Genomic DNA, 22,574 nt, shown 5'->3' with positions numbered 1-22,574 from the left:
TTTTGTTCTTTTCAACGGGCGCTGGATACCGCGCCACCCCCCATGAGGGCAAGTGTGAAACCACAAGCCCTCTTTTCGAAAACCGCGATCGGCAGGGCCTCGCCCACCCCGACCGCGCAACGAAAAACGGCGCCCCGAAGAGCGCCGTCTCGTATCACGATGAACCGCCGATCAGGTGGCTTCTTTGATGAACTTCACCGCATCGCCGAAGGTCTGGATCGTCTCGGCAGCGTCGTCCGGGATCTCGATGCCGAACTCTTCTTCGAACGCCATGACCAGCTCGACGGTGTCGAGGCTGTCCGCGCCGAGGTCGTCGATGAAGGACGCCGATTCCACGACCTTGTCTTCTTCCACGCCGAGGTGCTCGACAACGATTTTCTTCACGCGATCTGCGACGTCGCTCATATCAAAATCCTCACAGTTTTCAGGCGCTTGGCCTCTTCATTAAGCCCTTGGCGGGCCGTATCGACTGTCCCACGGTCAAGCCGCGAAACGCCCGGAGACGATTGTCGCCAAGGCGGAAACTTCGCGCTCTTTAGCACAACAAAGCGTGAGGGCAAATGATTTGTCCCTCGCTTGACCCAGCGGCCCATAAGCCGCTGATCTTGTGGGTCAGAGCATCGCCATGCCGCCATTCACGTGCAGCGTCGAACCGGTGACGTAGCCGGCTTCCGGCGAGGCGAGATAGAGCACCGCCGCCGCGATTTCCTCAGGCGTGCCCATGCGGGCGGCCGGTATCTGCTTGTTGATCGCGTCCTTCTGGTCGTCGTTGAGCTTATCGGTCATCGCAGTGGCGATGAAACCGGGCGCGACGCAGTTCGCGGTGATCCCGCGCGAGGCGACCTCATAGGCGATGGATTTGGTCAGCCCGACCATCCCGGCCTTCGATGCGGCGTAGTTCACCTGCCCCGGATTGCCCGTTGCGCCGACGATGGACGAGATGTTGATGATCCGGCCCCAGCGCGCTTTCATCATCGGGCGCATCACGCCCCGGCACAGGCGCATGGTCGCGGTCAGGTTCACGTCGATCACGCTCTGCCAATCCTCGTCCGACATGCGCATGAAAATCTGGTCGCGCGTGATCCCGGCGTTATTGACGAGGATATCGAGCCCCCCCATCGCCTCGGCGGCTTGTTTCGGCAGCGCCTCGACCGCTTCAGGGTCCGACAGGTTGCAGGGCAGCACATGGGCGCGTTCGCCCAGTTCGCCGGCCAGTTGCTTGAGCGGTTCTTCGCGGGTGCCGGACAGACCGACGGTCGCGCCGGCGTCATGGAGCGCCTTGGCGATGGCGCCGCCGATGCCGCCAGACGCACCAGTCACCAGCGCGTATTTTCCTGTCAGATCAAACATCTGTCGTCCTTTCCTGCATCAATCGTTGAGGCTCTCGGCCGCTGCTCTCACATCATCGGGCGTGCCAACGTTGCGTGTTTCGACATCCTTGGCGATCCGCCGGACCATACCGATAAGGGCTTTGCCCGCGCCAATCTCCCATATGCTCGTGACGCCCTCGCTGGCCATGTAGGCCACGCTTTCGCGCCAGCGCACAGACCCTGTGACTTGCTCGACAAGCAGCTTGCGGATCGTGTCGGGGTCGGTCACCGCCTCGGCACGCACATTGGCGACCAGCGGCACGCTCGGGGCTTTGATCGTGACGCCGGACAGCGCCTCGGCCATCACATCGGCGGCAGGCTGCATCAGCGCGCAATGGAACGGGGCCGACACGGGGAGCATCACGGCCCGCCGCGCGCCCTTGCCTTTCGCGATCTCCACGGCGCGCTCGACGGCGCCCTTGTGGCCGGAAACGACCACCTGCGCGGGATCGTTGTCGTTGGCGGCCTGACACACCTCGCCCTGGGCGGCTTCTTCCGCAACGGATTTGGCTGTTTCGAAATCGAGCCCCAGGAGCGCGGCCATGGCACCGACGCCGACCGGAACGGCTTCCTGCATCGCCTGCCCGCGCGTGCGCAGAAGCTTCGCGGTATCGCCGACCGACAGAGACCCGGCTGCGGCCAGCGCGGAGTATTCGCCCAGCGAATGCCCGGCCACGAACCCAGCCGCCTCGATGCTCACGCCTTCCGCCTCGAGCGCCCGCATCGCCGCGAGCGAGGTCGCCATCAGCGCAGGCTGCGCGTTCTGAGTCAGGGTCAGCTCGTCCGCCTCGCCCTCCCAGATCAGGCTGGAGAGCTTTTCGCCGAGCGCCTCGTCGACCTCGTCGAACACCGCTTTTGACGCGGGATAGGCATCGGCCAGTTCCCGGCCCATGCCGATTGTCTGCGCCCCTTGTCCGGGAAATACGAATGCACGGCTCATGCGCCCCTCCTATACCGTTTCCGAGGGGATACCGCGCAGAAACGGCGGGCGCAACGGCCCGCCGTGTGAGAAAGCGATGGTGAATGGCTCAGACGTGGCGGGCGCTGGAGAGGTCGTCGAGCAGTTTCAGTCGCAGGCGTTCGAGGGTGCGTTGCGAGCCCCTGAGGATCTCGATGCCGGTGGAGCCGTCCTGCCCGACACGAAGGTAGAGGCGCGACGGTTTGCCCTGAGCGCCGTTCCGCATGAGATACACCGATCCCACTTCGCCGAACCGCAGCATGTCGAGCAGTTTGAATTTTCCGCTGATGGTGCGCTGACCGATCCGCAATTCCTGCCGGCTGGTGTCGACCTGCACTTCCAGCCCCGGGCGATTGCGCCCGAACCAGACGAGAGCACCGCCGAACGTGACGAAGAGAACCAACGCGGACAGCTTCATGGCGAAGATTTCTGCGCCGTAGGTGCTGTCGGGAACCATCCAGAGACCGGCACCGGCGAGCATGAGAATCGCGCCGATGAAGCGCGCGCCTGCCGTGCGCAGCGGCGACTGGCCGGGTTCGGCGCCACCGTTGACGATGTAGCCCCAAGGTGTCGCTTCTGCCTCGGCGATGCCCTCGAGCATCTCCAGTTCGATCCCTTCCAGATCGAAGTCGAGGTCTCCGGAAACCATGTTCATGACCGATCCCACTCCCAAACGGTTATTTGACGCCCCTATAGTCGTTCATAATTTGGGCGTGATTTGGGCGGGGCCGGGGTAATAGCGGGGCGCAGCGCCTTGCGCGACAGGCCCGAAGGCGTCTTGCGCTCTTGCAATGCGACCGTTGACCTGTATAAGGCCCCATCCTTCCGCGTGGATGATGAACCGCGTGGCCTCTCGTGGACGGGAGCGGAAGGATCACCCGTCCTTTGAAGCGCGCCTGGAAAATTGGAGCACTCATGCCGCTTTATGAGCATGTCATGATTGCGCGTCAGGATCTGTCCAACGCGCAAGCAGAGGGTCTCGTCGAACATTTCTCGACCGTCCTCACCGATAACGGCGGAAGCGTCGTCGACTCGGAATACTGGGGCGTCAAGACGATGGCCTACAAGATCAACAAGAACCGCAAAGGCCACTATGCCTTCCTGAAAACGGACGCTCCGTCGACCGCTGTTCAGGAAATGGAACGCCTGATGCGCCTGCATGACGACGTCATGCGTGTGATGACCATCAAGGTCAAAGAGCACGAAGAAGGCCCGTCGGTTCAGATGCAGAAAAAAGACGAACGTGGCGAGCGCCGCGAACGTCGCGATCGCTGAGAGAAGAGGAGCTAAACCATGGCCGCGAAACCGTTTTTCCGCCGTCGCAAGGTCTGCCCGTTCTCCGGTGAGAACGCGCCCAAGATCGATTTCAAGGACACGAAACTGCTTCAGCGCTACATCTCTGAGCGCGGCAAGATCGTTCCGTCCCGCATCACCGCAGTCTCGGCGAAGAAGCAGCGTGAACTCGCCCGCGCGATCAAGCGCGCCCGCTTCCTCGCCCTTCTGCCCTACGCCGTGAAGTAAGGAGAAGTCCCATGGAAGTTATCCTTCTGGAACGTGTCGCCAAGCTCGGGCAGATGGGTGAAGTCGTTGACGTGAAGCCCGGCTTCGCGCGCAACTACCTTCTGCCGCAGGGCAAGGCGCTGACCGCGTCGAAAGCCAATATCGAGCAGTTCGAGGACCAGAAAGCGCAGCTTGAAGCGCGCAACCTGGAATCCAAGAAAGAAGCCGAAAGCCTCGCCGACAAACTCGGCGGCCAGCAGTTCGTCGTGATTCGTGCTGCGTCCGACGGTGGCAACCTGTACGGGTCCGTCACCACACGTGACGCCGCCGACGTCGCGACCGAAGAAGGCTACTCGGTCGACCGCAAACAGGTGCTCATCCGTGAGCCGATCAAGAACCTGGGTCTGCACGAAGTGGAAATCCACCTGCACCCGGAAGTCATGGTGACGATCGAACTGAACGTCGCCCGCTCGCCGGAAGAAGCCGAACTGCAAGCCTCGGGCAAGTCGATCCAGGAACTCGCCGCGGAAGAAGAAGCCGCAGCGGAATTCGAGATCGCCGAATTGTTCGACGACATCGGCGCGGCCACCTCGGAAGACGACGACCTTGCCGAAGCGGTCGAGGAACAGTCGGACGATGAAGAGGCTGCCGAAGACGAGGAATGATCCTCTCTTCCATCGTATCGGAAAGGCCGCGCCCGGGGGGGCGGCCTTTTTCGTTTGCCGATCCGGGAACGTGGGGGCCTGACGGGTTCCCCGGCATCGCAAGTCGGGCTGAACGCGTATGTGGTATACTCGAAACGGTCCCCGCGTGGATCGCGCGGGGCGAACGACGGGAGGACCACCATGATCATGCGCATATTCCAGGTGACCGTAAGGCCCGGCAAAGAAGACGCCTTCGCTCGTTTTTTCCATGACACCGCCATTCCGCTGATGACGTCTCAACCCGGCCTCGTGCAAATTCTGCCCGGCGCTGCCCGGGCCGACAGCCCGAGACAATTCAGCTTCGTAATGGTCTGGCGCGATCTGGACGCGCTTCAGGCCTTCGTCGGCGAGGATATCACGAGCCCCCACATCGACCCCGCCGAGGCCGAACTTGTCGAAGCACGCGATATTCGCCACTACGATCTGATCGACGTCTGAGCCCGGTCATCGTCGGGGTTGCAAGCGGTTGCGTCGGACGGATAGCCTCGGCCGGCACGGCGGTCGCAGCGCCGAAGGGAGGACGACATGGATGGGACGATTGCGGGTTTCGACCTGAACCGGATCGGGGCGGAGTTCATCGAGAACCCCTACCCGACCCTGCACGCGTTGCGTCGCGAAAGCCCGGTGCATACGAACCCCGACGGTTCGGTGTTTCTCACCCGTTATGCGGATGTTCAGAAGGTCTACCAAAGCCGCGACATGCTGTCGGACAAGACCGAAGCCTTCGGCGAAAAGTTCGGAGCCTGCCCGCTCGGCCATCACCACACGACGAGCCTCGTCTTCAACGACCCGCCCTATCATACGACGGTGCGCCGCCTGATCTCCGGGGCCTTCACCCCGCGCAAACTCGCTGAATTCGAACCGCTGATCGACCGGATCGTAGACCGGCTCATCGACAAGGTGGTCGACATGGGCCAGTTCGACATGATCGACGACTTCGCCAAGGTGCTCCCCACCGAGATCATCAGCTTCATGCTCGGCATCCCCGAAGACCTGCGGCCCAAGCTTCGCGGCTATTCGCTCGCCATTCTTGGCGCGCTGGACCCGGAGGTGCCCCCCGACCGGATGGCGGAAGGAAACGCCGCCGTGACCGAGTTTTCCGAGATTCTCGACGATCTCATCACCCACCGCCGCGCACATCCCGATGGTGCTGCGCAGGGCGAAGTGCTGGAAGCGCTCATTTTCGGAGAGCACGAGGGGCGGCGGCTCTCACAGGAAGAACTGATCCAGAACTGCATCTTTTTGCTCAACGCCGGGCATGAGACGACCACCTCGCTCGTCGGCAATTCCATGGGCGTGCTTCTCGACACCCCCGACGAGCATCAGCGCCTGAAGGACGACCCGGAGCTGATCACGTCCGCGATCGAGGAATTTCTGCGTGTCGAAAGCCCGCTTCAGATCGGCAATCGGCTTGCCGGGGAAGACATCGCGCTCAAGGACCGCGTGCTGCCTAAGGGCACCTATATCCACACCTCGATTGCCGCCGCGAACCGTGATCCCGCGCAATTTCCCGACCCGGACCGCGTGGACATCGTCCGCAAACCGAACCGTCAGATCGCCTTCATCACCGGCCTCCACGTCTGCCTCGGGGCGACGCTGGCCCGGATCGAAGGCCGCATTGCCATCGGCAAGCTGGTCGCGCGCTGTCCGGACCTGCACGGCACGGGCCCACGCACCCGCCTGCCACTGGCGCGCTTCCGGGGATACACAGCGTTCCCGGTCGCGATCCGCTAGGCGATCCGACGCCGATCGGGACCCGCTCTGCTTTCCCGCCTTGGGGGAATCACGGCAGAGTGGCGCCGGGACAGTTGGAGACAAATTCCATGCAGAACGTGAGCCGCCGCGCCGCCATCGCGCTCGCACTCGCCGGGTTGTCGGCCTGTGCACGGGTCGATTTCACCACGGCGACCAAATCCGAGCCGACGCGTTTCGATCCGCCGCTCTACCCCAACGAAACGCCCGAATTGCGCGGTCTCATCAACAAATGGGCCGACCACTACCAAATCCCGCGCGAGTTGGTGCACCGGCAAGCGATACGCGAATCCACTCACAATCCGGCCGCGCGCAATGGGCCGTATTACGGACTTCTGCAAATCCTGCCCCAGACCGCTCGCACTATGGGCCATCGCGGCCCCGCCAAGGAATTGCTGAACCCCGACGTGAACCTCCGATACGCGGGCAAATACTTGCGCGGCGCGTACATGGTCTCGGGCGGCGACATCGACGCGGCGATGGGGTGGTATGCGCGGGGCTATTATTACGAGGCGAAGCGCCAGGGGCTCCTCTACGAGACCGGCCTGCGCAGCTGAAGGAACACCGTCACAACGGATGAAGATCGGGCGCTTCGGGCGCCCTTTTTCATGCCGCGTCTGCCTTCCCGACAGATTCCGGGATTCTAGAATTCTAGAATCCCGGAATCTCCAACCAACTGAAAACGTAGCCGTTTCCAGGCCGGTGTTAAGGAAGAGGTTAACAAAGGGGGGTAAGGGCCGCTCAGATCAAGGCCATGAGCCGCGCCTTTTCGCCGGGATCGTCCGGGCGTGACAACGCGGTCGCAAGCGCCTCGAGCGAGGCGATGTTGTGACCCGCGCGAAACGCGTCCACATGCGGCAGCATAGCGCGGATACCGGCAGCCTTCGGCGCGAACCCCTCCCATCTCAGAAGCGGGTTGAGCCAGATCACCCGGCGCGCCGACAATTGCAGACGCTCCATCTCGCGTCGCAAACGGTCGGGGTCATCGCGGTCCAACCCGTCGGTGATGATGAGCACCACCGCGCCCTGCCCCATGACCCTGCGCGACCAGTCTCGGTTGAAGTCGTGAAGACATTCGCCGATCCGCGTGCCGCCTTCCCAATCCTGCGCTTCCGCCCCGGCGGCGGCGAGTGCCGCGTCCACGTCTCGCGTGGCGAGGTGGCGGGTGATGTTGGTCAGCCGCGTCCCGAAGGTGAAACCATGCACCTTGGCCCAACCCGCGCCCTTCTGGTTCGCAACCGAATGCAGAAAATGCAAAACCATTCGGCTGTAAGACGACATCGACCCCGAAATGTCGCACAGCACCACGAGGTTCGGCCAACGGATGCGCCGCTCTTTCGTGGCCAGATCGCGCAGATCGCCGCCCTGCCGCATCGCGTCGCGCATCGTGCGCCGCCAATCGGGAAGCCGCCCGCCATTGGCGGCCTGCGTGCGGCGGGACTTGAGCGGTTTGACCGGCAGGCTCAACCGCGCGAGCATCCGCTTCGCCTCGGCGACCTCGGCATTCGACATTTGCTCGAAATCCAGCGTCCTGAGCCGTTCCTCGCCCGACATGGTGAGCGAGGCGTCGACCTCGATCTGGGTTTCCTCGGCCTCGTCCTGCGCGCTTTCGGGCAGATCCGGCTCCATCCCGTCGAGAAGCGCCTCCGCCGCGCGCTTCTCCGCCGGGGCCGCGGCGCGTTCCTCCTGCACACCGCGCACGGCGGGCAGCATGAGCGACATCATGTGCTCGAGGTAACGCGGATCGCGCCAGTAGAGCCGAAACACCTGCGAGAACACGCGTCGTTCCTCGGGCTTCGACACGAACACCGCGTGAAGCGTCCAGTAGAAGTCGGTCTTGTCGGTGAACCCGACGGCAGCCACGGCGCGGGCGGCCTCGATCACTTTGCCCGGCCCCGCCTTCATGCCCGCCGCCCGCAATGCCCGCGCGAAGTGGGTCATGTTCGCGGTCAGCCGTGGGTTTTCGGGCAGGTCGATGTCCGGATACTCGACCATGTCAGGTCTCCCTCACCGGCCCTGTCACACGCCCTCCAATGCCTTGCGGCTGTCTTCGAGGATCTTCACCGCCTCCGACCCCGCAAGCCTCTGGATATCGTCCTGGTATTTCAGGATCGCGCCCAAGGTATCCGCGATCACCTCGGGTGAAAGGGTGATCGTGTCGAGCGCCAACAGGCATTTGGCCCAGTCTATCGTCTCGGCCACCCCCGGTTTCTTGAACAGATCCTCCGTGCGAAGCCGCTGGACGAACGCCACGATCTCGCGCGAGAGCGCGTCGGACGCCTCCGGCGCGCGGGCGGCGAGGATTTCCATCTCGCGGTCGAAATTCGGGTAATCGACCCAGTGATAGAGGCACCTGCGCTTGAGCGCATCATGCACCTCGCGCGTCCGGTTCGAGGTCAGGATCACAATGGGCGGCTCCGGCGCGTTGATCGTTCCAAGCTCCGGGATCGTCACCTGGTAATCCGACAACGCCTCCAGCAGGAACGCCTCGAACGGCTCGTCGGTCCGGTCCAGCTCGTCGATCAGCAGCACCGGCGCGCCGCCCGCCTGCGGGGACATCGCTTCGAGCAAAGGGCGGCGAATGAGAAACCGATCCGAGAACAGCTCATCGGTCAGCGCCTCCCGATCTGTTCCTTCCGTCACCTCCGCCGTACGGATCGCGACCATCTGCGCCGGGAAGTTCCATTCATAGACCGCCGAGGACGCATCCAGCCCTTCGTAGCATTGCAGCCGGATCAATCGCCGTCCGAGCGCCGCCGCCAGCGCCTTGGCCAGTTCCGTCTTGCCGACCCCCGCCTCGCCTTCGAGAAACAGCGGCCGCCCCAGCGTGAGGGCAAGGTATGTCACCGTGGCGAGCGCACGACCGACCACGTAATTCTGGTCGGCCAACATGCGTTCGACCCCGTCGATGCTCTCGGGCAATTGCGTCATGGACATCCTCCTTGGCCCAAATGGGACATGCGGGGCCAGATAGGTCAAGGGGCCGCACGGCAAAGCAACAGATCGCGCCCCAAGTTATTCCGAATTCTCTAAAAAGTTGACGTTTAACGCGGTTTTTGAAACATCTAGCAGCAATGAACATGCACTAGACCGGGCAAATCCGGCACGAACGAGCAGGCGGACGACATGGAGACTCCTCGCAAATCCATTGGCGGGGTGCGGTGATGCGCATCACAGCCGTGACCTGTGTGAAGAACGAAGGCCCATTCCTGATCGAATGGATCGCGTTCAACCGGCTGATCGGCGTGACGGATTTCCTGTTCTATTCAAACGATTGCACCGACGGCACAGACGCCCTGCTCGACGCGCTCGCGGCGCAGGGGGTCGTGACCCATCTCGACAACCCCGCCGAGGGCCGGAACTACCAGATGGAGGCGCTCAAACACGCCGCCAGACATCCTCTCGTCACCGGCGCGGACTGGGTCTGGATCGCCGATGCGGACGAGTTTCTGAACATCCGCATTGGCGACGGCACGATCCCCGAGCTGATCGAGGCCTGCGGCAACCCCGCCGCCATATCCGTCACCTTCCAGTTCTTCGCCAACGGCGGCGTCGAGGACTTCGAGGACCGCCCGGTGATCGAACAATTCAACCGCTCGCATAACCCGGACGTCTGGTGCGACGAGCTTGCGCAGGAGGTCAAAACGCTCACCCGTGCGGATTTTCCGGTGCAGTATTTCGGCGCCCACCGTCCTTTCATGAAGGGCGGGATCAAGAAAGCCGAGCGACCGGCATGGACCGACGGGTCGGGCCGTGACGTGCCGTGGAAATTCCGTGTCGCCGCGAACAAGAACCGCAGGCGCAAGTTCCCCGCCAAGGGCGCGCGCGACTTCGCCACGCTGAACCATTACGCCCTGCGCTCGCTCGACAGCTATCTGGTGAAAAACGATCGGGGCGACGTGAACCGCGAACACCGAGACTTCGACGACACGTATTGGCGCGAACGCAACGACGCGGCGTGGGAGGATCGCTCGATCCAACGGCACCTTCCGCGCCTGCGCGACGAGATGGCGCGCTTGTTAAGCGATGCACACGTCGCGCGGTGTCACGCCGCCGCCGTCGACGCCCACCGGGCCCGGATCGAAGCCCTTCGTGCCGACCCGGATTATGCCGCGCTTGCCAACCGCCTTCGCGCCGCCCCATCGGAAAGCCCCGCCGAACAGGCGTTGATGGAGATCATCGCATGACCGTCCCGAAAATCGTCAATCTCGGCCTTCCGAAATCGGGCACCACGACGCTCGCCACCGCCTTTGCCGCCGCCGGTCTGACCGTCGCCGACTGGATGATGCGCAAACCGGACGGGAGCAAGGGCGGCTTCGTCGGGCGCCTAATGTATCTGGGTTATTTCGAGACCGGCGACCCGCTGCAATACATGCCGCATTGCGATGCCTTCACCGAGATTTCCGTGGTCCGGCGCGGGCGGAACTTCTGGCCTCAGACCGACTGGGCCTTGATCGACGCGATCCGACGCACGCATCCCGGCGCAAAATTTCTGCTCTCGGCCCGAGATCCCGCCAAACACGCCGACAGCATTCGGCGCTGGTCCAACCTTGGCAAGACGCGGCTTCCCGAAAACCACGTGCCGGGCCTGCCGCAATGGCACGGCGGGTCTCCCGGAGAGATCGAGCGCTGGATCGAAGGTCACATCTCCTTTTGCCGCCATGTCTTTGACGGTGCTGACGATTTCCTTGAGTTCGACATCGCGGACCCGGATGCGCGCAACAAGATCGCGGCGTTCACCGGCGTCGACCTGCCCTGGTGGGGCAAGGCCAACGTGAACGAAAACCACAAGGCCGCAGATGCAGACGACGATTTCACCGACGGCGAAGACCCGGTCATCGACTTCTCGGCACACACGGGCAAAGCCTGATGCGGATTGTCCTGCATATCGGGCTTCCAGGCTGCGGTGCCGAACGGTTGCAAAGCGTGATGGACGACAAGCGCGGTCAACTCGCCAAGGCAGGCATTCTGGTCTCCGGGCTTGCGCGCAAGAACCACACGAAGCTTTACATGGCCGTGACCGAACCGGGTCACGTCGACCCGCTTCGCCACGCGCGCGGCTTCGGCCCGAATCCGGCGCAGGCCGCGCTCGCCAAACGGGTGCGCGAAGACCTGATGGCCGAAGTCACGCGTCATGCCCCCGATGTGCTGGTCCTGTCCTCGCACCAATTGGCCACGCTGCCGAACTCGACAGAGATTCAGCGCCTGCGCGCCCTGCTCCTGACGCTCTCGGACCAGATCGAGGTCGTAGCCCATGTCGACGAGCCAAGCCGCCTGTTGCTCGCACATTTCACCGAGCAGGTCCTGGTCGGTCGCCGCGCCGATCTCACCCAGGAGCTTGACTTGATCGGGGCCGACCGCTGGCGCGCGGCTTCGCTTAAAAGCTGGACACGGATCGTACCGGGCACCCACGACTTTCCCGAAGTGCAGGCGCCGCCCCACTGGATCGACCTCGCGGAACTGCACGAGAACTGGTCCGGCGTCTTCGGCGCGGATAGTGTGACCTTCCGGGCCCACGACCCCAACCTTTTTGCCTCGGAGCGCGCGACTGACGAAGTCATCGCCATGCTCGGGATCGACGCGAACATCGGCAAGGCCAATGTCGGGGAACGCACACCAGCACCCTCGTCCGAGACGCTGGCCCGTGCGCGGCAACTCAATATCGTTTTCGGCAAGCTCATGGAAAAGGGTCGGATCATCCCGCGCCAATTGTGGAGCCGCTTCATGACCGAGATCGAGCAACCGGGTCCGCCGCTCGACCCCGGAAGCCTCTCGGCCCTCTCCGCATTTTTCGCGCCCCGCCTCGCCCCGGTGATCGACCGGTTCCCGGCAATCGAAACGACGCTCACCGCGCCGCCCCCGGCCCTGCCATATGCCGAGGCCGAACCCACGCTGGGCTATCGCGCCACGCAATACGCCGCCGCTGCGCTCCCCCGGATCGACGCGTTCACCGCCGAATATCGCCGTCAGCAGGAAGACGCCGCAAAGGCGCGCGCGAACGGCGCGCGTCCTGATGGCGATGGGGCACTCACGCCGGTCGCGGAAGAGCTTTTTACCCCTCGCGCGAAGGAAAACTTCCATCACCTGCGTTCCGGCCGCTTCGCGCCGCACAATCGGCTGGGCCGCGTGAACGAGGAAGAGATCGCCGCCGCCTTCACAGAAGAACCGATGCGCGACCTGCCGGACGGGCGCTCAGGCAACGTCATCGTCGGATGTATGAAGAACGAAGCGCCCTATATCCTTGAATGGGTCGCCTATCACCGCATGATCGGCGTCGATCACTTCCTGATCTACACCAACGACTGCACCGACGGCACCGCCGAGCTTCTCGACCGGCTCCAAGAGCTTGGCATCCTTCAACACCGCGACAACACGGTGTGGAAGGGCAACTCGCCACAGCAATACGCGCTTAACAAGGCGTTGAAGGAGCCGGTGATCCAGAACGCCGACTGGGTGATTCATATCGACGTGGACGAGTTCATCAACGTGCGCTGCGGAAACGGCACGCTCGACGATTTCTTCGAACGCGTGCCCGACGCCACCAATGTCGCAATGACCTGGCGGCTCTTCGGCCACAATGGCGTGACCAAGCTCGCCGATGACCTCGTCATCGACCAGTTCGACGATGCCGCCCCGAAATACTGCCCGAAGCCCCACACCGCCTGGGGGTTCAAGACGATGACGAAGAACATCGGGGCCTATGAGAAATTCTCCTGCCACCGGCCCAACAAGCTGGATGAAGCGCACCGGGACGCGGTGCAATGGGTGAACGGCTCGGGTCAGGTGATGACCGAAAAGTACAAGGAAAACGGCTGGCGCTCGGACCTCAAGACGATCGGCTACGACCTCCTGCAACTGAACCATTATGCGCTGCGGTCGGCGGAGAGCTTTCTCATCAAACGGCAACGCGGCCGCGCGCTCCACGTCGACCGGTCCATCGGCATCAATTACTGGGTCCGCATGGATTGGGGCGGAAACCGCGACGTGACGATCAAACGCAATATCCCGCGTGTCCGGGCCGAGATCGAGCGACTGCTCGAGGACGACACGCTGCGAGAGATCCACGAGGCGGGGTTCGCGTGGCACAAGGCGAAGGCCGCAGAGCTTCACGAGACACCGGAATTTCAAGAGCTTTACGATCAGGCCCTGAGCACGAAGCTCACCGAGATGGAGCGCGTGGCCTTTGCCCTCGCGCTCGATATGGAAAGTTGAAAAGGCAGAACGACAGGCAAGACGGATAGGAGCGAACCATGGGACTTGCACAAGAACCGACCGAAGAGGTCCGCATGACGCCGGCACCGATCGGCGCTGACATGGCCGAGGCCGACACCATCAAGTGCCGGGGCATCAGGTTTCCGGACGACGAAGACGTCCTCAACCCGCGCATTCGACGCGCGCTCAAGCGGCGAAACTACGAGAAGACCGAGGCCGAAGCGGTGCGGCCCCATGTCCGTCCGGGCGACACGGTGCTCGAACTCGGGGGCGGGATCGGTTTCATGTCCTCGATCATGTCCAAGGGCTGCGGCGCCGATCACGTCCACGTCTATGAACCGAACCCGACGCTCATCCCTTACATGAAAGAGGTCCACGCGCTGAACGGGATCAAGAACGTCACCGTGAACCATGCCATCGTCGGCCCCAAGAAAGGCACCGCGACTTTTTATCAGCGCGAGAACATGCTGACCTCGTCGCTCGAAGAAAACCCGAAGACCATCGACTCGCCCATCGTCGCGACGCATGAGATCGAGGTGCACAACATCAATACGGTCTGGACCGCGATCAAACCGAACGTGCTGGTCTGCGACATCGAGGGCGCCGAGGCGGACCTGTTCGACAAGGCGAAGCTGACCGGCCTGCGCCTTGCGGTGATCGAAATCCACCCCCAGTGGATCGGCGAAGCCGGCACGCGCCGGGTGTTCGACGCGATGCACCGGGCCGGGCTCACCTATTTCCCGAAAGCGAGCCAGCGCAAGGTCGTGGTGTTCAAGAAAGACTGGTGATGCGCTCAACCGCCGTCCTGACGGTCCGAAACGAAGGCGCTTTTCTGATCGAATGGGTGGCGCACCACCTTGGCGTCGGGTTCACCGACCTCGTGGTGTTGTCCAACGACTGCGACGACGGAACGGACGCGATGCTCGATCGGCTGGCCGAGATCGCACCAGTCCACCACATCCGCAACGATGGCCCTTACGATGACGGCGGCATTCAGTTCACGGGGCTGAAGCTGGCCGACAGACACCCGGCGGTGCGCGAGGCCGACTGGCTCTGCGCCCTCGACGTGGACGAATTCGTCAACATCCACATCGGCGATCACACCCTTCCCGCCCTGCTCGACGCCTTGCCGGATGCAGACGCGATCACGCTGACATGGCGGCTTTTTGGCAATGGCGGGGTCGTGGCGTTCCGCGACGCGCCGGTGACTTCGCAATTCACCCATGCCGCGCCGGAAATCCTGTATTGGCCGTGGCGCGCCAGCATGTTCAAGACGCTTTATCGCAACGATGGCGCCTACGGAAAACTCGGGGTCCACCGCCCCCGCGCGCCCAAGTCGGGCAAGGTCGAGAAAACCCGCTGGTTCGACGGCGAAGGCCGCGAACTGGGGGTGCGCTTCCAAAAGGGTGTGATCTTCTCGCCCTATGGTCGGCCCAATTACGGGCTGGCGCAGCTCAACCATTACCCGCTTGGCGCGATGGAAAGCTATATCCTCAAGCGTGACCGGGGCCGAGCCGTGCATGAAGGCGACGCGCTGGGGCTGGACTACTGGACCGAACGAAACTGGGTCGCCGAGGAGGACACCTCGATCCGCCAATCCGACGCCCTGCGCGACCCGTGGATGGACCGGCTCATGGCCGACGGGCCGCTGGCCGAGATGCACGCGGCGGCGGTGGAATGGCGGCGGCAACGTTTCGAGACTCTGATGCTCGAGGAACCGAACCGGGCGCTGTTCGGACGGCTTCTCATGAGCCCCCCGGCCCGGCCCCTCTCGCTGGAGGCTGCCAAACGCCTCATCGCCTACGGGCAGAAGGCGGCGGAGCTGGACCGATAGCCTTCCGGCGTTCTACGGCAATTCCCCCTAGCCCTCCCCGCCCCGCCACGCTATTTCCCGAACCGATGACCCAGAGCCTTACGATCCGCCGCCCCGACGATTGGCACCTGCACCTGCGCGATGGCGCGATGCTGAAGGCCGTCCTGCCAGAAACCGCCCGCCATTTCGGCCGCGCCATCGTCATGCCGAACCTCGTGCCCCCGGTCGTGACCGGAGACGATGCCAGCGCATACCGCGCCCGCATCATGGCCGCTCTGCCCCAGGGCATGACGTTCGAGCCGCTGATGACGCTCTACCTGACCGAAGACACCGACCCCGAGGACGTGCGCAAGGCTGCCGAAAGCGGGCTGGTGACGGCGGTCAAACTCTACCCCGCCGGGGCCACCACCAATTCCGCCTCCGGCGTGACCGATTTCGACAGGGTGCGCTGCGTTCTGGACACCATGGCCGAGATCGGCCTGCCGCTCTGCGTCCATGGTGAAGTGACCGACCCCGAGATCGACATCTTCGACCGAGAAGCCGTGTTCATCGAGCGTGTGCTCGACCCGATCCGCACAAAGACACCGGGCCTGCGCGTCGTGATGGAGCATATCACCACCGCGCAAGCCGCCGATTACGTCCGTGCGGGTGACGCGGACCTTGCCGCCACGATCACCGTGCAGCACCTGATGCTCGACCGGAACGACATGCTCGTCGGCGGGATGCGCCCGCATTACTACTGCCTGCCGATCCTCAAAAGGCGTGACCACCGCGACGCGCTCGTTTCGCTCGCCACCTCGGGCTTCGACCGGGTCTTTCTGGGCACCGACAGCGCACCGCACCCGACCCACCGCAAGGAAGCCGAATGTTGCGCCGCCGGGGCCTTCACCGCGCCGATCGCGCTGGCCTGCATTGCCGAGGTGTTCGATGAACAAGATGCGCTCGACACATATGAGGCCTTCGTCTCGCTCAACGGCCCCGCCTTCTATCGCCTGCCGGTCAGTGACGAGACCCTGACGCTGACCAAAGGCGCACGCGTGGATATTCCCAAAACCATTGCCGCCGGGGGCGAAACCGTCACCGTGTTCGACCCGGCCCGCCCGATCCATTGGTCCGTGAGTTAACTGGAGCCCGCCATGATCCCCACCTCCTTCCCCGACAAGACCGAAATCGCGCGGCTCACCGCCCGGATGCTCCTTGAAATCGGCGCGGTGAATTTCCGCCCCGAGGACCCGTTCACCCTCGCCTCCGGCTTGCCCAGCCCGACTTATATCGACTGCCGCAAGCTGATCTCCTACCCGCGCATGCGCGCGACGCTGATGGATTTCCTCGCGGTCACGGTCATGCGCGACGCGGGGTTCGAAGCGTTCGACAACGTGGCGGGCGGCGAAACCGCCGGCATTCCGTTCGCCGCACTCATGGCCGAGCGTCTCGCGCTGCCCATGACCTATGTCCGAAAGAAACCCAAGGGCTACGGACGCAACGCGAGGATCGAAGGCGACATGACCGAAGGTCAGCGCGTTCTGCTGGTCGAAGACCTGACGACAGACGGCGGATCGAAGCTCTCGTTCGTGGATGCGATTCGCGAAACCGGGGCGACCTGTGGGCATACGGCGGTCATCTTCTACTACGGCATTTTCCCGGAAACCGAGAAAACCCTTGGCGATCATGGGGTTCAGCTTCACGCGCTCTGCACATGGTGGGATGTGCTCGCCGAAGCCCGCGCGCAAGGCGCGTTTTCGCCCGAGACTCTGGCCGAGGTCGAAACCTTCCTGAACGACCCGAGAGCGTGGCAGGACGCCCACAAAAGCACATAAATTTCAGGCGACTCACCGCCTCACTTAGCGAAATGTCGTAGTACGCTGTGATTTGCCCACACCATGTGGTATGGCTTGGGTTATCCACAAAGATATCAAGATTGCACCCGTCCCTGCACGTTCGCTACACCCGGCAAACACAAAAACAGACGAGCACATGCGGGGTGCCGACGAGCCGCCCCGAACAGGCATCTGGGAGTCGATATGAACGAATTTTCGCAGATCCCCGGCGGGGGTGACGGTGGCGGCGATGAATCCTCCGGCGCGTTCGCCGATGTCATGCCGCACAACATCGAAGCCGAACAACAGCTTCTCGGCGCGATCCTGACGAACAACGACGTCTACGAACGCGTCTCGCAGATCGTGAAGGCCGAGCACTTTTACGAGCCGGTTCACAGCCGCATCTACGGCCATGCGGAGAAGCGTATCTCAAAGAATGCGCTCGCCTCGCCGGTGACGCTCAAGGCGTTCATGGAGGATGACGAGGGGCTGAAGGAACTCGGTGGTCCGCAATACCTCGCCCGTCTCGCGGGGGCCGCGATCTCGTCCTTCGCGGCGCGCGACTACGCCCAGCTTATCTACGAGATGCACCAGCGGCGTGAGCTGATCCGCCTGGGTGGTGAGATCACCGGGCGTGCGCAGACCTTCACCACCGAAGAGCCGCCGACCGAACAGATCGTCGCCGCCGAACAGGCGCTCTACAAGCTGGCCGAAACCGGCAAGTCCTCGACGGGTTTTCAAAGCTTCCTACAGGCTGTCACCGACGCCGTCTCGGTCGCCAACGCCGCCTACAAGCGTGACGGCGGACTTGCAGGCGTGTCGACCGGCCTGACCGACATGGACAAGAAGTTGGGCGGCCTGCATCGCTCCGACCTCCTGATCCTCGCCGGTCGCCCCTCCATGGGGAAAACCTCGCTCGCCACCAACATCGCCTTCAACATCGCCAAAGCCTACAAGCGCGGCAAACTCGAGGACGGGTCCGAGGGCGCGGTGAATGGCGGTGTCGTCGGGTTCTTCTCGCTCGAAATGTCCGCCGAACAGCTCGCCGCCCGTATCCTGTCCGAAGCGTCCGAGGTTCCGTCCGAGCAGATCCGGCGCGGCGACATGACCGAGGGCGAATTCCGCCGCTTCGTCGATGCGGCGCAGGCGCTCGAAAGCTGCCCTCTCTTCATCGACGACACCCCCGCTCTCCCCATCGCGCAGCTTGCCGCGCGTGCGCGGCGGCTCAAGCGCCAGCACGGGCTGGACGCGCTTTTCGTCGACTACCTTCAGCTCGTGCGCGGCACCGCCGAGAACCGGGTGAACGAAATCGCCGAGATCTCGATGGGCCTCAAGGCCATCGCCAAGGAGCTCGATATTCCGGTCGTGGCCCTCTCGCAGTTGTCGCGTCAGGTCGAAAGCCGCGACGACAAGCGGCCCCAGCTCTCGGACCTGCGTGAATCGGGCTCGATCGAGCAGGACGCGGACGTCGTCATGTTCGTGTTCCGCGAGGAATATTACGCCGAACGCGAGAAACCGTCCGACGACAAGCTCGACGAAATGGCGGAATGGCAGGAACGGATGGAGCGCCTTCACGGCAAGGCCGAGGTCATTATCGGCAAGCAGCGCCACGGCCCCATCGGCACCGTCGAACTCAGCTTCGAGGGCCGTTTCACCCGCTTCGGCAACCTCGTCCAGCCCTGGCAGCAACAGGGCGGCGAAGGCTACTGACCTCGCACCTGCACGTCCGGCGACTAGAGACACGAAAAAAGGCGCGAAGCCCCGCTTCGCGCCTTTCGGTTTTTCTGCGATGTGAGCGGCTTACTTGGAGCCGAGAAGCTTCCACAGCCCCGGCACGACCAACGCGGCCAGAACCAGCTTGAGCGCGTCGCCGACGAGGAAGTTGCCCATGCCATACTGGAACACCCAGGCCGCGCCATTGTCGGCAAGGAAGAGGTAAGCCATCCACGGCATCCCGAAGAGATAGATCACGGCGTTGCCGATCAGCATGGCACCGGCCATATGCGCGAACGACCGGTCCCAGCCACGGCGGGCAAGGACGCCCATCACGCCGGCGGCGGCCACGAAGCCCACGAGGTAGCCCGCGGTCGGCCCGGCCATGTAGGCAAGGCCCGCGCTGTCACCGGTGAAAACCTGAAGCCCCAGCATCCCGAGCGCAAGGTAGCCGACCAGCGCGAAAAGCCCGAGCCGCGCACCCAACACGGCCCCGACGGTCAGCGCCCCGAAGGTCTGCATGGTGATCGGCACCGGCCACATCGGCACGCGGATCTTCGCAGCGAGCGTCATCAGCGCGATACCGGCGATGACCAGCGCCACGTCCTTCGCGATTTTCGCGGTTCCTTCGGTCGGGCCGAAAGCTTCGCTCAGCACCTTGTCGTTCATCGTGATTGCCATGGGGTCCCCCATTGAGAATTTCATGTTCATCCCGGTCTTATTGCCGCAGGCAGACCTGTTGCGCAAGCCGTCGCGTTGTTAGCGCCCTCACCGATCCCGTGCGTTTCTCAGGGTGAAATCCGGGTGTAGGCGCTCTCCATCCGGTAATTCTTGCGCGGCCCCCTGACGTCCCAGACGCTCGCCCAGTCCGGCCAGAGCGTGAAATCATAGGACACGTCGTATTGGTCCGGATCGCACCAATGCGCCGCGGTGGGTCCGACGCGATGAAAAAACCGGCCATCGTCAAAATAAACGTCGATGCCATCGTCCCGCTCGCGCCAAAGGTAATCGCGCGTCGCCGCCATGACCGGCGCGCCCTCCATCTGAAGCTCGCCCGCCTCGTGATAGAGCAGCCCGTCCTCACGCGGGGAAAACAGGACGGTGCCCTCGAACGTGCCCGACCGGCCCAACGCCCAATCGTCGATCCGCCGCGCGACCCGCCAACGCCCTTCGAAATCGCCCAATCGCCGCAATATGCCCTCGCTTGTTCCCCTGCGCGGTTCAGTCTATGACGCGCGCGATCACGTCACAAACCGAAAGGCCCGCCGCCCATGATCCCGCGCTATGCCCGCAAAGAGATGACCGACATCTGGGAACCCGCCACCAAGTTCAAGATCTGGTATGAGATCGAGGCCCATGCCTGCGACGCGCAAGCCGATCTGGGCGTGATCCCGCGCGAGAACGCCGAAGCGGTCTGGAAAGCCAGGGATGTGGAGTTCGACGTCGCCCGCATCGACGAGATCGAAGCGGTGACGAAACATGATGTGATCGCGTTCCTCACCCATCTGGCCGAGCACGTGGGGTCCGACGAGGCGCGCTTCGTCCATCAGGGCATGACATCGTCGGACGTGCTCGACACCTGCCTGAACGTGCAACTCGCGCGCGCTGCGGACATCCTGATCGCGGACGTGGAAAAGGTGCTCGCCGCGCTGAAAAAGCGCGCGGTGGAGCACAAGATGACCGTCCGCGTCGGTCGCAGCCATGGCATCCATGCCGAGCCGACCACGATGGGCCTGACCTTCGCACGTTTCTATGCCGAGTTCGACCGCAACCTTGCCCGCCTGAAAGCGGCACGGGAAGAGGTCGCCACCGGCGCGATTTCCGGTGCGGTCGGCACCTTCGCCAACATTGACCCGGCAGTCGAGGAGCATGTCTGCGAGAAACTGGGCCTCAAGCCCGAGCCGATCTCGACCCAGGTGATCCCGCGTGACCGCCACGCCATGTTCTTCGCCACGCTCGGCGTCATCGCCTCGTCGATTGAAAACGTCGCGATCGAGATTCGCCACATGCAGCGCACCGAGGTGCTGGAAGGGGCCGAATTCTTCTCGATGGGGCAGAAGGGCTCGTCGGCGATGCCGCACAAGAAAAACCCGGTTCTGACCGAGAACCTCACGGGTCTCGCGCGGCTCGTGCGCATGACCGTGATCCCGGCGATGGAGAACGTGGCGCTCTGGCATGAGCGCGACATCTCGCACTCCTCCGTCGAGCGCGGAATCGGTCCCGATGCCACCGTGACGCTCGACTTCGCGCTCAATCGTCTGGCCGGCGTAGTGGACAAGATGATCATCTATCCCGAGAATATGCTTGAAAACATGAACAAATTCCCGGGTCTGGTGATGTCGCAGCGCGTGCTTCTGGCGCTGACCCAAGCCGGTGTCAGCCGCGAGGACGCCTATTCCATGGTCCAGCGCAACGCGCTCAAGGTCTGGGAGGAGCGGCTCGATTTTCAGGAACTGCTGCTGAACGACCCCGAGGTCGTGGCGGCGCTCGGCGAAGACGGCATCCGCGCCAAGTTCGACATGGATTACCACACCAAGCATGTCGACACGATCTTCAAGCGGGTCTTCGGCGACGCCTGACCCCGCTCGCGCCAGCGTGAAGTCGCGCTGGCGCTTCTCCGTGTTAGGGTTCGCGAAACCAGCACGGAGAGTTCAGCCATGATCCTCAAGACCCTCATCGCGTCCGCCGCACTCGCCTTGGCCCCCGTCGCGGCACTGGCGCAGGAGAGCACGTCCTGCGAACGCGCCCACGCGAATTGCAAGGACGGCACGACCTACGACGAAAAGACCAAGACCTGCGTTGTCGTGTCGAGCTAGGCGACGTTTCGCACACTCTCGGTCGTGTGAACGATTGAGGAGGGGAATCGTGCTACCGTGACGTCAAACAAGTCCAACAGGGAGACGATCACGATGAACGCCAAGACCCTTCTGACAGCCGCGGCGCTCGCCATATTGCCCGCGCTTGCGATGGCTTGCCCGTCCCACGACACCGCTTCCATGTCGTGCAAGGACGGCTACACCTTCGACGCCGACAGCTCGACCTGCGTCGAGACGAAAGACGTCGGCGCGTGAGGCACCTGATCGCGCTGGCAACGGCCGTGGCCCTGCCCCAACTGGCGCTTGCTGTTGGGACGGAAACGGACGCCCCGCCCAAACCGACCGAAACCTCGTCTTGTGAAGACGGCCTGGTCTGGGATGAAGACGCCGGAAAATGCGTGGCGCCCAAGGAAAGCAGCCTCACGGACGATGAGCTTTACGAAGCCGCGCGGGAGCTCGCCTATGCCGGGCGGCTCAGTGACACGCTGCACGTGCTTGCGGCCATGTCCGACCAACAGGACGCCCGTGTCCTGACCTACAAAGGGTTCGTCGCACGCGGCATGGGTGACATGGAAGGTGCCGAGACCTTTTACCAAGCCGCGCTGTCCGCCAATCCCGACAACCTGCTCGCGCGTTCGTACATGGGCCAAGGCTTTGTCGAGCAGGGCCGGATCGAAGAGGCCTTTGACCAATTGGTTGAAATCCGTGCGCGTGGTGGCGAAGGCGGATGGCCCGCCGAAGCGCTCGAGACCGCGATTCTCACAGGTTCGACGACGACTTACTGACAGTGGCGCGGGCCGGAAAAAAGCTGCAATTTGAGCGGTTTCCCGCGCGATGTTAGTTCAGCCTTAACCTGCGACTGCCAATCTGCATCCGATTGGGGCCATGGCAGGAGGGTCGCGTGTCGGACGCGCTCAGC

26 protein-coding genes are annotated in these 22,574 nt (G+C 63.4%); 18 read left to right on the top strand and 8 right to left on the bottom strand.

All coding sequences use genetic code 11. The features are described 5' to 3' along the window. Positions 1-171: 171 nt before the first annotated feature. The 4 genes from KJP28_RS05585 to KJP28_RS05570 all read right to left on the bottom strand — a co-directional run bounded on the left by KJP28_RS05585 (position 172) and on the right by KJP28_RS05570 (position 2,983). The gene (locus KJP28_RS05585; protein WP_218391407.1) at positions 172-405 is read right to left on the bottom strand and encodes an acyl carrier protein; all 234 of its coding nucleotides are present in this window, start codon (positions 403-405) and stop codon (positions 172-174) included. A gap of 207 nt (positions 406-612) precedes the next feature. Further along, positions 613-1,350, bottom strand: coding sequence for a 3-oxoacyl-ACP reductase FabG (gene fabG, locus KJP28_RS05580; RefSeq protein WP_218391405.1), 738 nt, complete (start codon positions 1,348-1,350; stop codon positions 613-615). Between the two features lie 18 nt (positions 1,351-1,368). After that, complete coding sequence (fabD, locus tag KJP28_RS05575) at positions 1,369-2,310, bottom strand: ACP S-malonyltransferase (RefSeq protein ID WP_218391404.1); 942 nt, start codon at positions 2,308-2,310, stop codon at positions 1,369-1,371. Between the two features lie 88 nt (positions 2,311-2,398). Beyond that, positions 2,399-2,983, bottom strand: coding sequence for a hypothetical protein (locus KJP28_RS05570; RefSeq protein WP_218391402.1), 585 nt, complete (start codon positions 2,981-2,983; stop codon positions 2,399-2,401). 260 nt (positions 2,984-3,243) lie between these two features. On the opposite strand from KJP28_RS05570, the gene rpsF reads away from it, so the two are divergent. The 6 genes from rpsF to KJP28_RS05540 all read left to right on the top strand — a co-directional run bounded on the left by rpsF (position 3,244) and on the right by KJP28_RS05540 (position 6,841). Further along, complete coding sequence (gene rpsF / locus KJP28_RS05565) at positions 3,244-3,603, top strand: 30S ribosomal protein S6 (RefSeq protein WP_218391399.1); 360 nt, start codon at positions 3,244-3,246, stop codon at positions 3,601-3,603. Positions 3,604-3,621: 18 nt separating this feature from the next. After that, positions 3,622-3,849: a 30S ribosomal protein S18 gene (rpsR, locus tag KJP28_RS05560; protein WP_218391396.1), complete on the top strand. Its 228-nt coding sequence runs from the start codon at positions 3,622-3,624 to the stop codon at positions 3,847-3,849. 11 nt (positions 3,850-3,860) lie between these two features. Then, positions 3,861-4,493 carry a 50S ribosomal protein L9 gene (rplI, locus tag KJP28_RS05555; protein ID WP_218391393.1) on the top strand — a complete coding sequence of 211 codons (633 nt, stop codon included), beginning with the start codon at positions 3,861-3,863 and terminating at the stop codon, positions 4,491-4,493. 180 nt (positions 4,494-4,673) lie between these two features. After that, positions 4,674-4,970, top strand: coding sequence for a putative quinol monooxygenase (locus KJP28_RS05550; RefSeq protein ID WP_218391391.1), 297 nt, complete (start codon positions 4,674-4,676; stop codon positions 4,968-4,970). A gap of 87 nt (positions 4,971-5,057) precedes the next feature. After that, the gene (locus tag KJP28_RS05545) at positions 5,058-6,266 is read left to right on the top strand and encodes a cytochrome P450 (RefSeq protein WP_218391389.1); all 1,209 of its coding nucleotides are present in this window, start codon (positions 5,058-5,060) and stop codon (positions 6,264-6,266) included. Between the two features lie 89 nt (positions 6,267-6,355). After that, the gene (locus KJP28_RS05540; protein WP_218391385.1) at positions 6,356-6,841 is read left to right on the top strand and encodes a transglycosylase SLT domain-containing protein; all 486 of its coding nucleotides are present in this window, start codon (positions 6,356-6,358) and stop codon (positions 6,839-6,841) included. A 184-nt stretch (positions 6,842-7,025) separates the two neighbouring features. On the opposite strand, the gene KJP28_RS05535 is transcribed toward KJP28_RS05540, so the two are convergent. After that, the gene (locus KJP28_RS05535) at positions 7,026-8,279 is read right to left on the bottom strand and encodes a vWA domain-containing protein (RefSeq protein WP_218391383.1); all 1,254 of its coding nucleotides are present in this window, start codon (positions 8,277-8,279) and stop codon (positions 7,026-7,028) included. 24 nt (positions 8,280-8,303) lie between these two features. Next, positions 8,304-9,215: an AAA family ATPase gene (locus KJP28_RS05530; RefSeq protein WP_218391382.1), complete on the bottom strand. Its 912-nt coding sequence runs from the start codon at positions 9,213-9,215 to the stop codon at positions 8,304-8,306. A 233-nt stretch (positions 9,216-9,448) separates the two neighbouring features. Here KJP28_RS05530 and KJP28_RS05525 point away from each other — a divergent pair, with 233 nt between their 5' ends. The 8 genes from KJP28_RS05525 (at position 9,449) to KJP28_RS05490 (ending at position 18,836) form a co-directional block, all read left to right on the top strand. After that, the gene (locus KJP28_RS05525; RefSeq protein ID WP_218391381.1) at positions 9,449-10,471 is read left to right on the top strand and encodes a glycosyltransferase family 2 protein; all 1,023 of its coding nucleotides are present in this window, start codon (positions 9,449-9,451) and stop codon (positions 10,469-10,471) included. Further along, positions 10,468-11,154: a sulfotransferase gene (locus KJP28_RS05520; protein ID WP_218391380.1), complete on the top strand. Its 687-nt coding sequence runs from the start codon at positions 10,468-10,470 to the stop codon at positions 11,152-11,154. Before KJP28_RS05525 ends, KJP28_RS05520 begins: the two co-directional genes overlap by 4 nt. Then, entirely contained in the window at positions 11,154-13,496 is a 2,343-nt protein-coding gene (locus tag KJP28_RS05515) for a glycosyltransferase family 2 protein (RefSeq protein ID WP_218391379.1), read from the top strand. Before KJP28_RS05520 ends, KJP28_RS05515 begins: the two co-directional genes overlap by 1 nt. A 38-nt stretch (positions 13,497-13,534) precedes the next feature. After that, positions 13,535-14,284, top strand: a complete 750-nt coding sequence (locus KJP28_RS05510) for an FkbM family methyltransferase (RefSeq protein WP_255552181.1) — start codon at positions 13,535-13,537, stop codon at positions 14,282-14,284. Beyond that, on the top strand, positions 14,284-15,330 hold the full coding sequence (locus tag KJP28_RS05505) for a glycosyltransferase family 2 protein (protein ID WP_218391709.1): 1,047 nt from the start codon (positions 14,284-14,286) through the stop codon (positions 15,328-15,330). The genes KJP28_RS05510 and KJP28_RS05505 overlap by 1 nt, the downstream gene beginning before the upstream one ends. A 65-nt stretch (positions 15,331-15,395) precedes the next feature. Further along, positions 15,396-16,433, top strand: a complete 1,038-nt coding sequence (pyrC, locus tag KJP28_RS05500; protein WP_218391368.1) for a dihydroorotase — start codon at positions 15,396-15,398, stop codon at positions 16,431-16,433. 12 nt (positions 16,434-16,445) lie between these two features. Next, complete coding sequence (locus tag KJP28_RS05495; protein ID WP_218391365.1) at positions 16,446-17,126, top strand: orotate phosphoribosyltransferase; 681 nt, start codon at positions 16,446-16,448, stop codon at positions 17,124-17,126. Positions 17,127-17,330: 204 nt separating this feature from the next. After that, on the top strand, positions 17,331-18,836 hold the full coding sequence (locus KJP28_RS05490) for a replicative DNA helicase (RefSeq protein ID WP_218391363.1): 1,506 nt from the start codon (positions 17,331-17,333) through the stop codon (positions 18,834-18,836). A 90-nt stretch (positions 18,837-18,926) separates the two neighbouring features. Here KJP28_RS05490 and KJP28_RS05485 read toward each other — a convergent pair whose 3' ends face one another. Both KJP28_RS05485 and KJP28_RS05480 read right to left on the bottom strand, forming a co-directional pair. Beyond that, on the bottom strand, positions 18,927-19,520 hold the full coding sequence (locus KJP28_RS05485) for a biotin transporter BioY (RefSeq protein ID WP_218391361.1): 594 nt from the start codon (positions 19,518-19,520) through the stop codon (positions 18,927-18,929). A 107-nt stretch (positions 19,521-19,627) separates the two neighbouring features. Further along, positions 19,628-20,032: a DUF6314 family protein gene (locus tag KJP28_RS05480; protein ID WP_218391359.1), complete on the bottom strand. Its 405-nt coding sequence runs from the start codon at positions 20,030-20,032 to the stop codon at positions 19,628-19,630. Positions 20,033-20,110: 78 nt separating this feature from the next. Here KJP28_RS05480 and purB point away from each other — a divergent pair, with 78 nt between their 5' ends. The 4 genes from purB (at position 20,111) to KJP28_RS05460 (ending at position 22,440) form a co-directional block, all read left to right on the top strand. Then, complete coding sequence (gene purB / locus KJP28_RS05475; protein ID WP_218391358.1) at positions 20,111-21,418, top strand: adenylosuccinate lyase; 1,308 nt, start codon at positions 20,111-20,113, stop codon at positions 21,416-21,418. A gap of 78 nt (positions 21,419-21,496) precedes the next feature. Further along, complete coding sequence (locus KJP28_RS05470) at positions 21,497-21,655, top strand: hypothetical protein (RefSeq protein ID WP_218391357.1); 159 nt, start codon at positions 21,497-21,499, stop codon at positions 21,653-21,655. 93 nt (positions 21,656-21,748) lie between these two features. Beyond that, complete coding sequence (locus KJP28_RS05465; protein WP_218391356.1) at positions 21,749-21,910, top strand: adenylosuccinate lyase; 162 nt, start codon at positions 21,749-21,751, stop codon at positions 21,908-21,910. Further along, positions 21,907-22,440, top strand: a complete 534-nt coding sequence (locus KJP28_RS05460) for a hypothetical protein (RefSeq protein WP_336245305.1) — start codon at positions 21,907-21,909, stop codon at positions 22,438-22,440. The genes KJP28_RS05465 and KJP28_RS05460 overlap by 4 nt, the downstream gene beginning before the upstream one ends. Positions 22,441-22,574: the final 134 nt, after the last annotated feature.

It is taken from the genome of Maritimibacter dapengensis (assembly GCF_019218265.1).
Taxonomy (GTDB): domain Bacteria; phylum Pseudomonadota; class Alphaproteobacteria; order Rhodobacterales; family Rhodobacteraceae; genus Maritimibacter; species Maritimibacter dapengensis.
The sequence above is the reverse complement of the archived record's forward strand: the minus strand, read 5'-3'. Positions and strand labels throughout refer to the sequence as shown.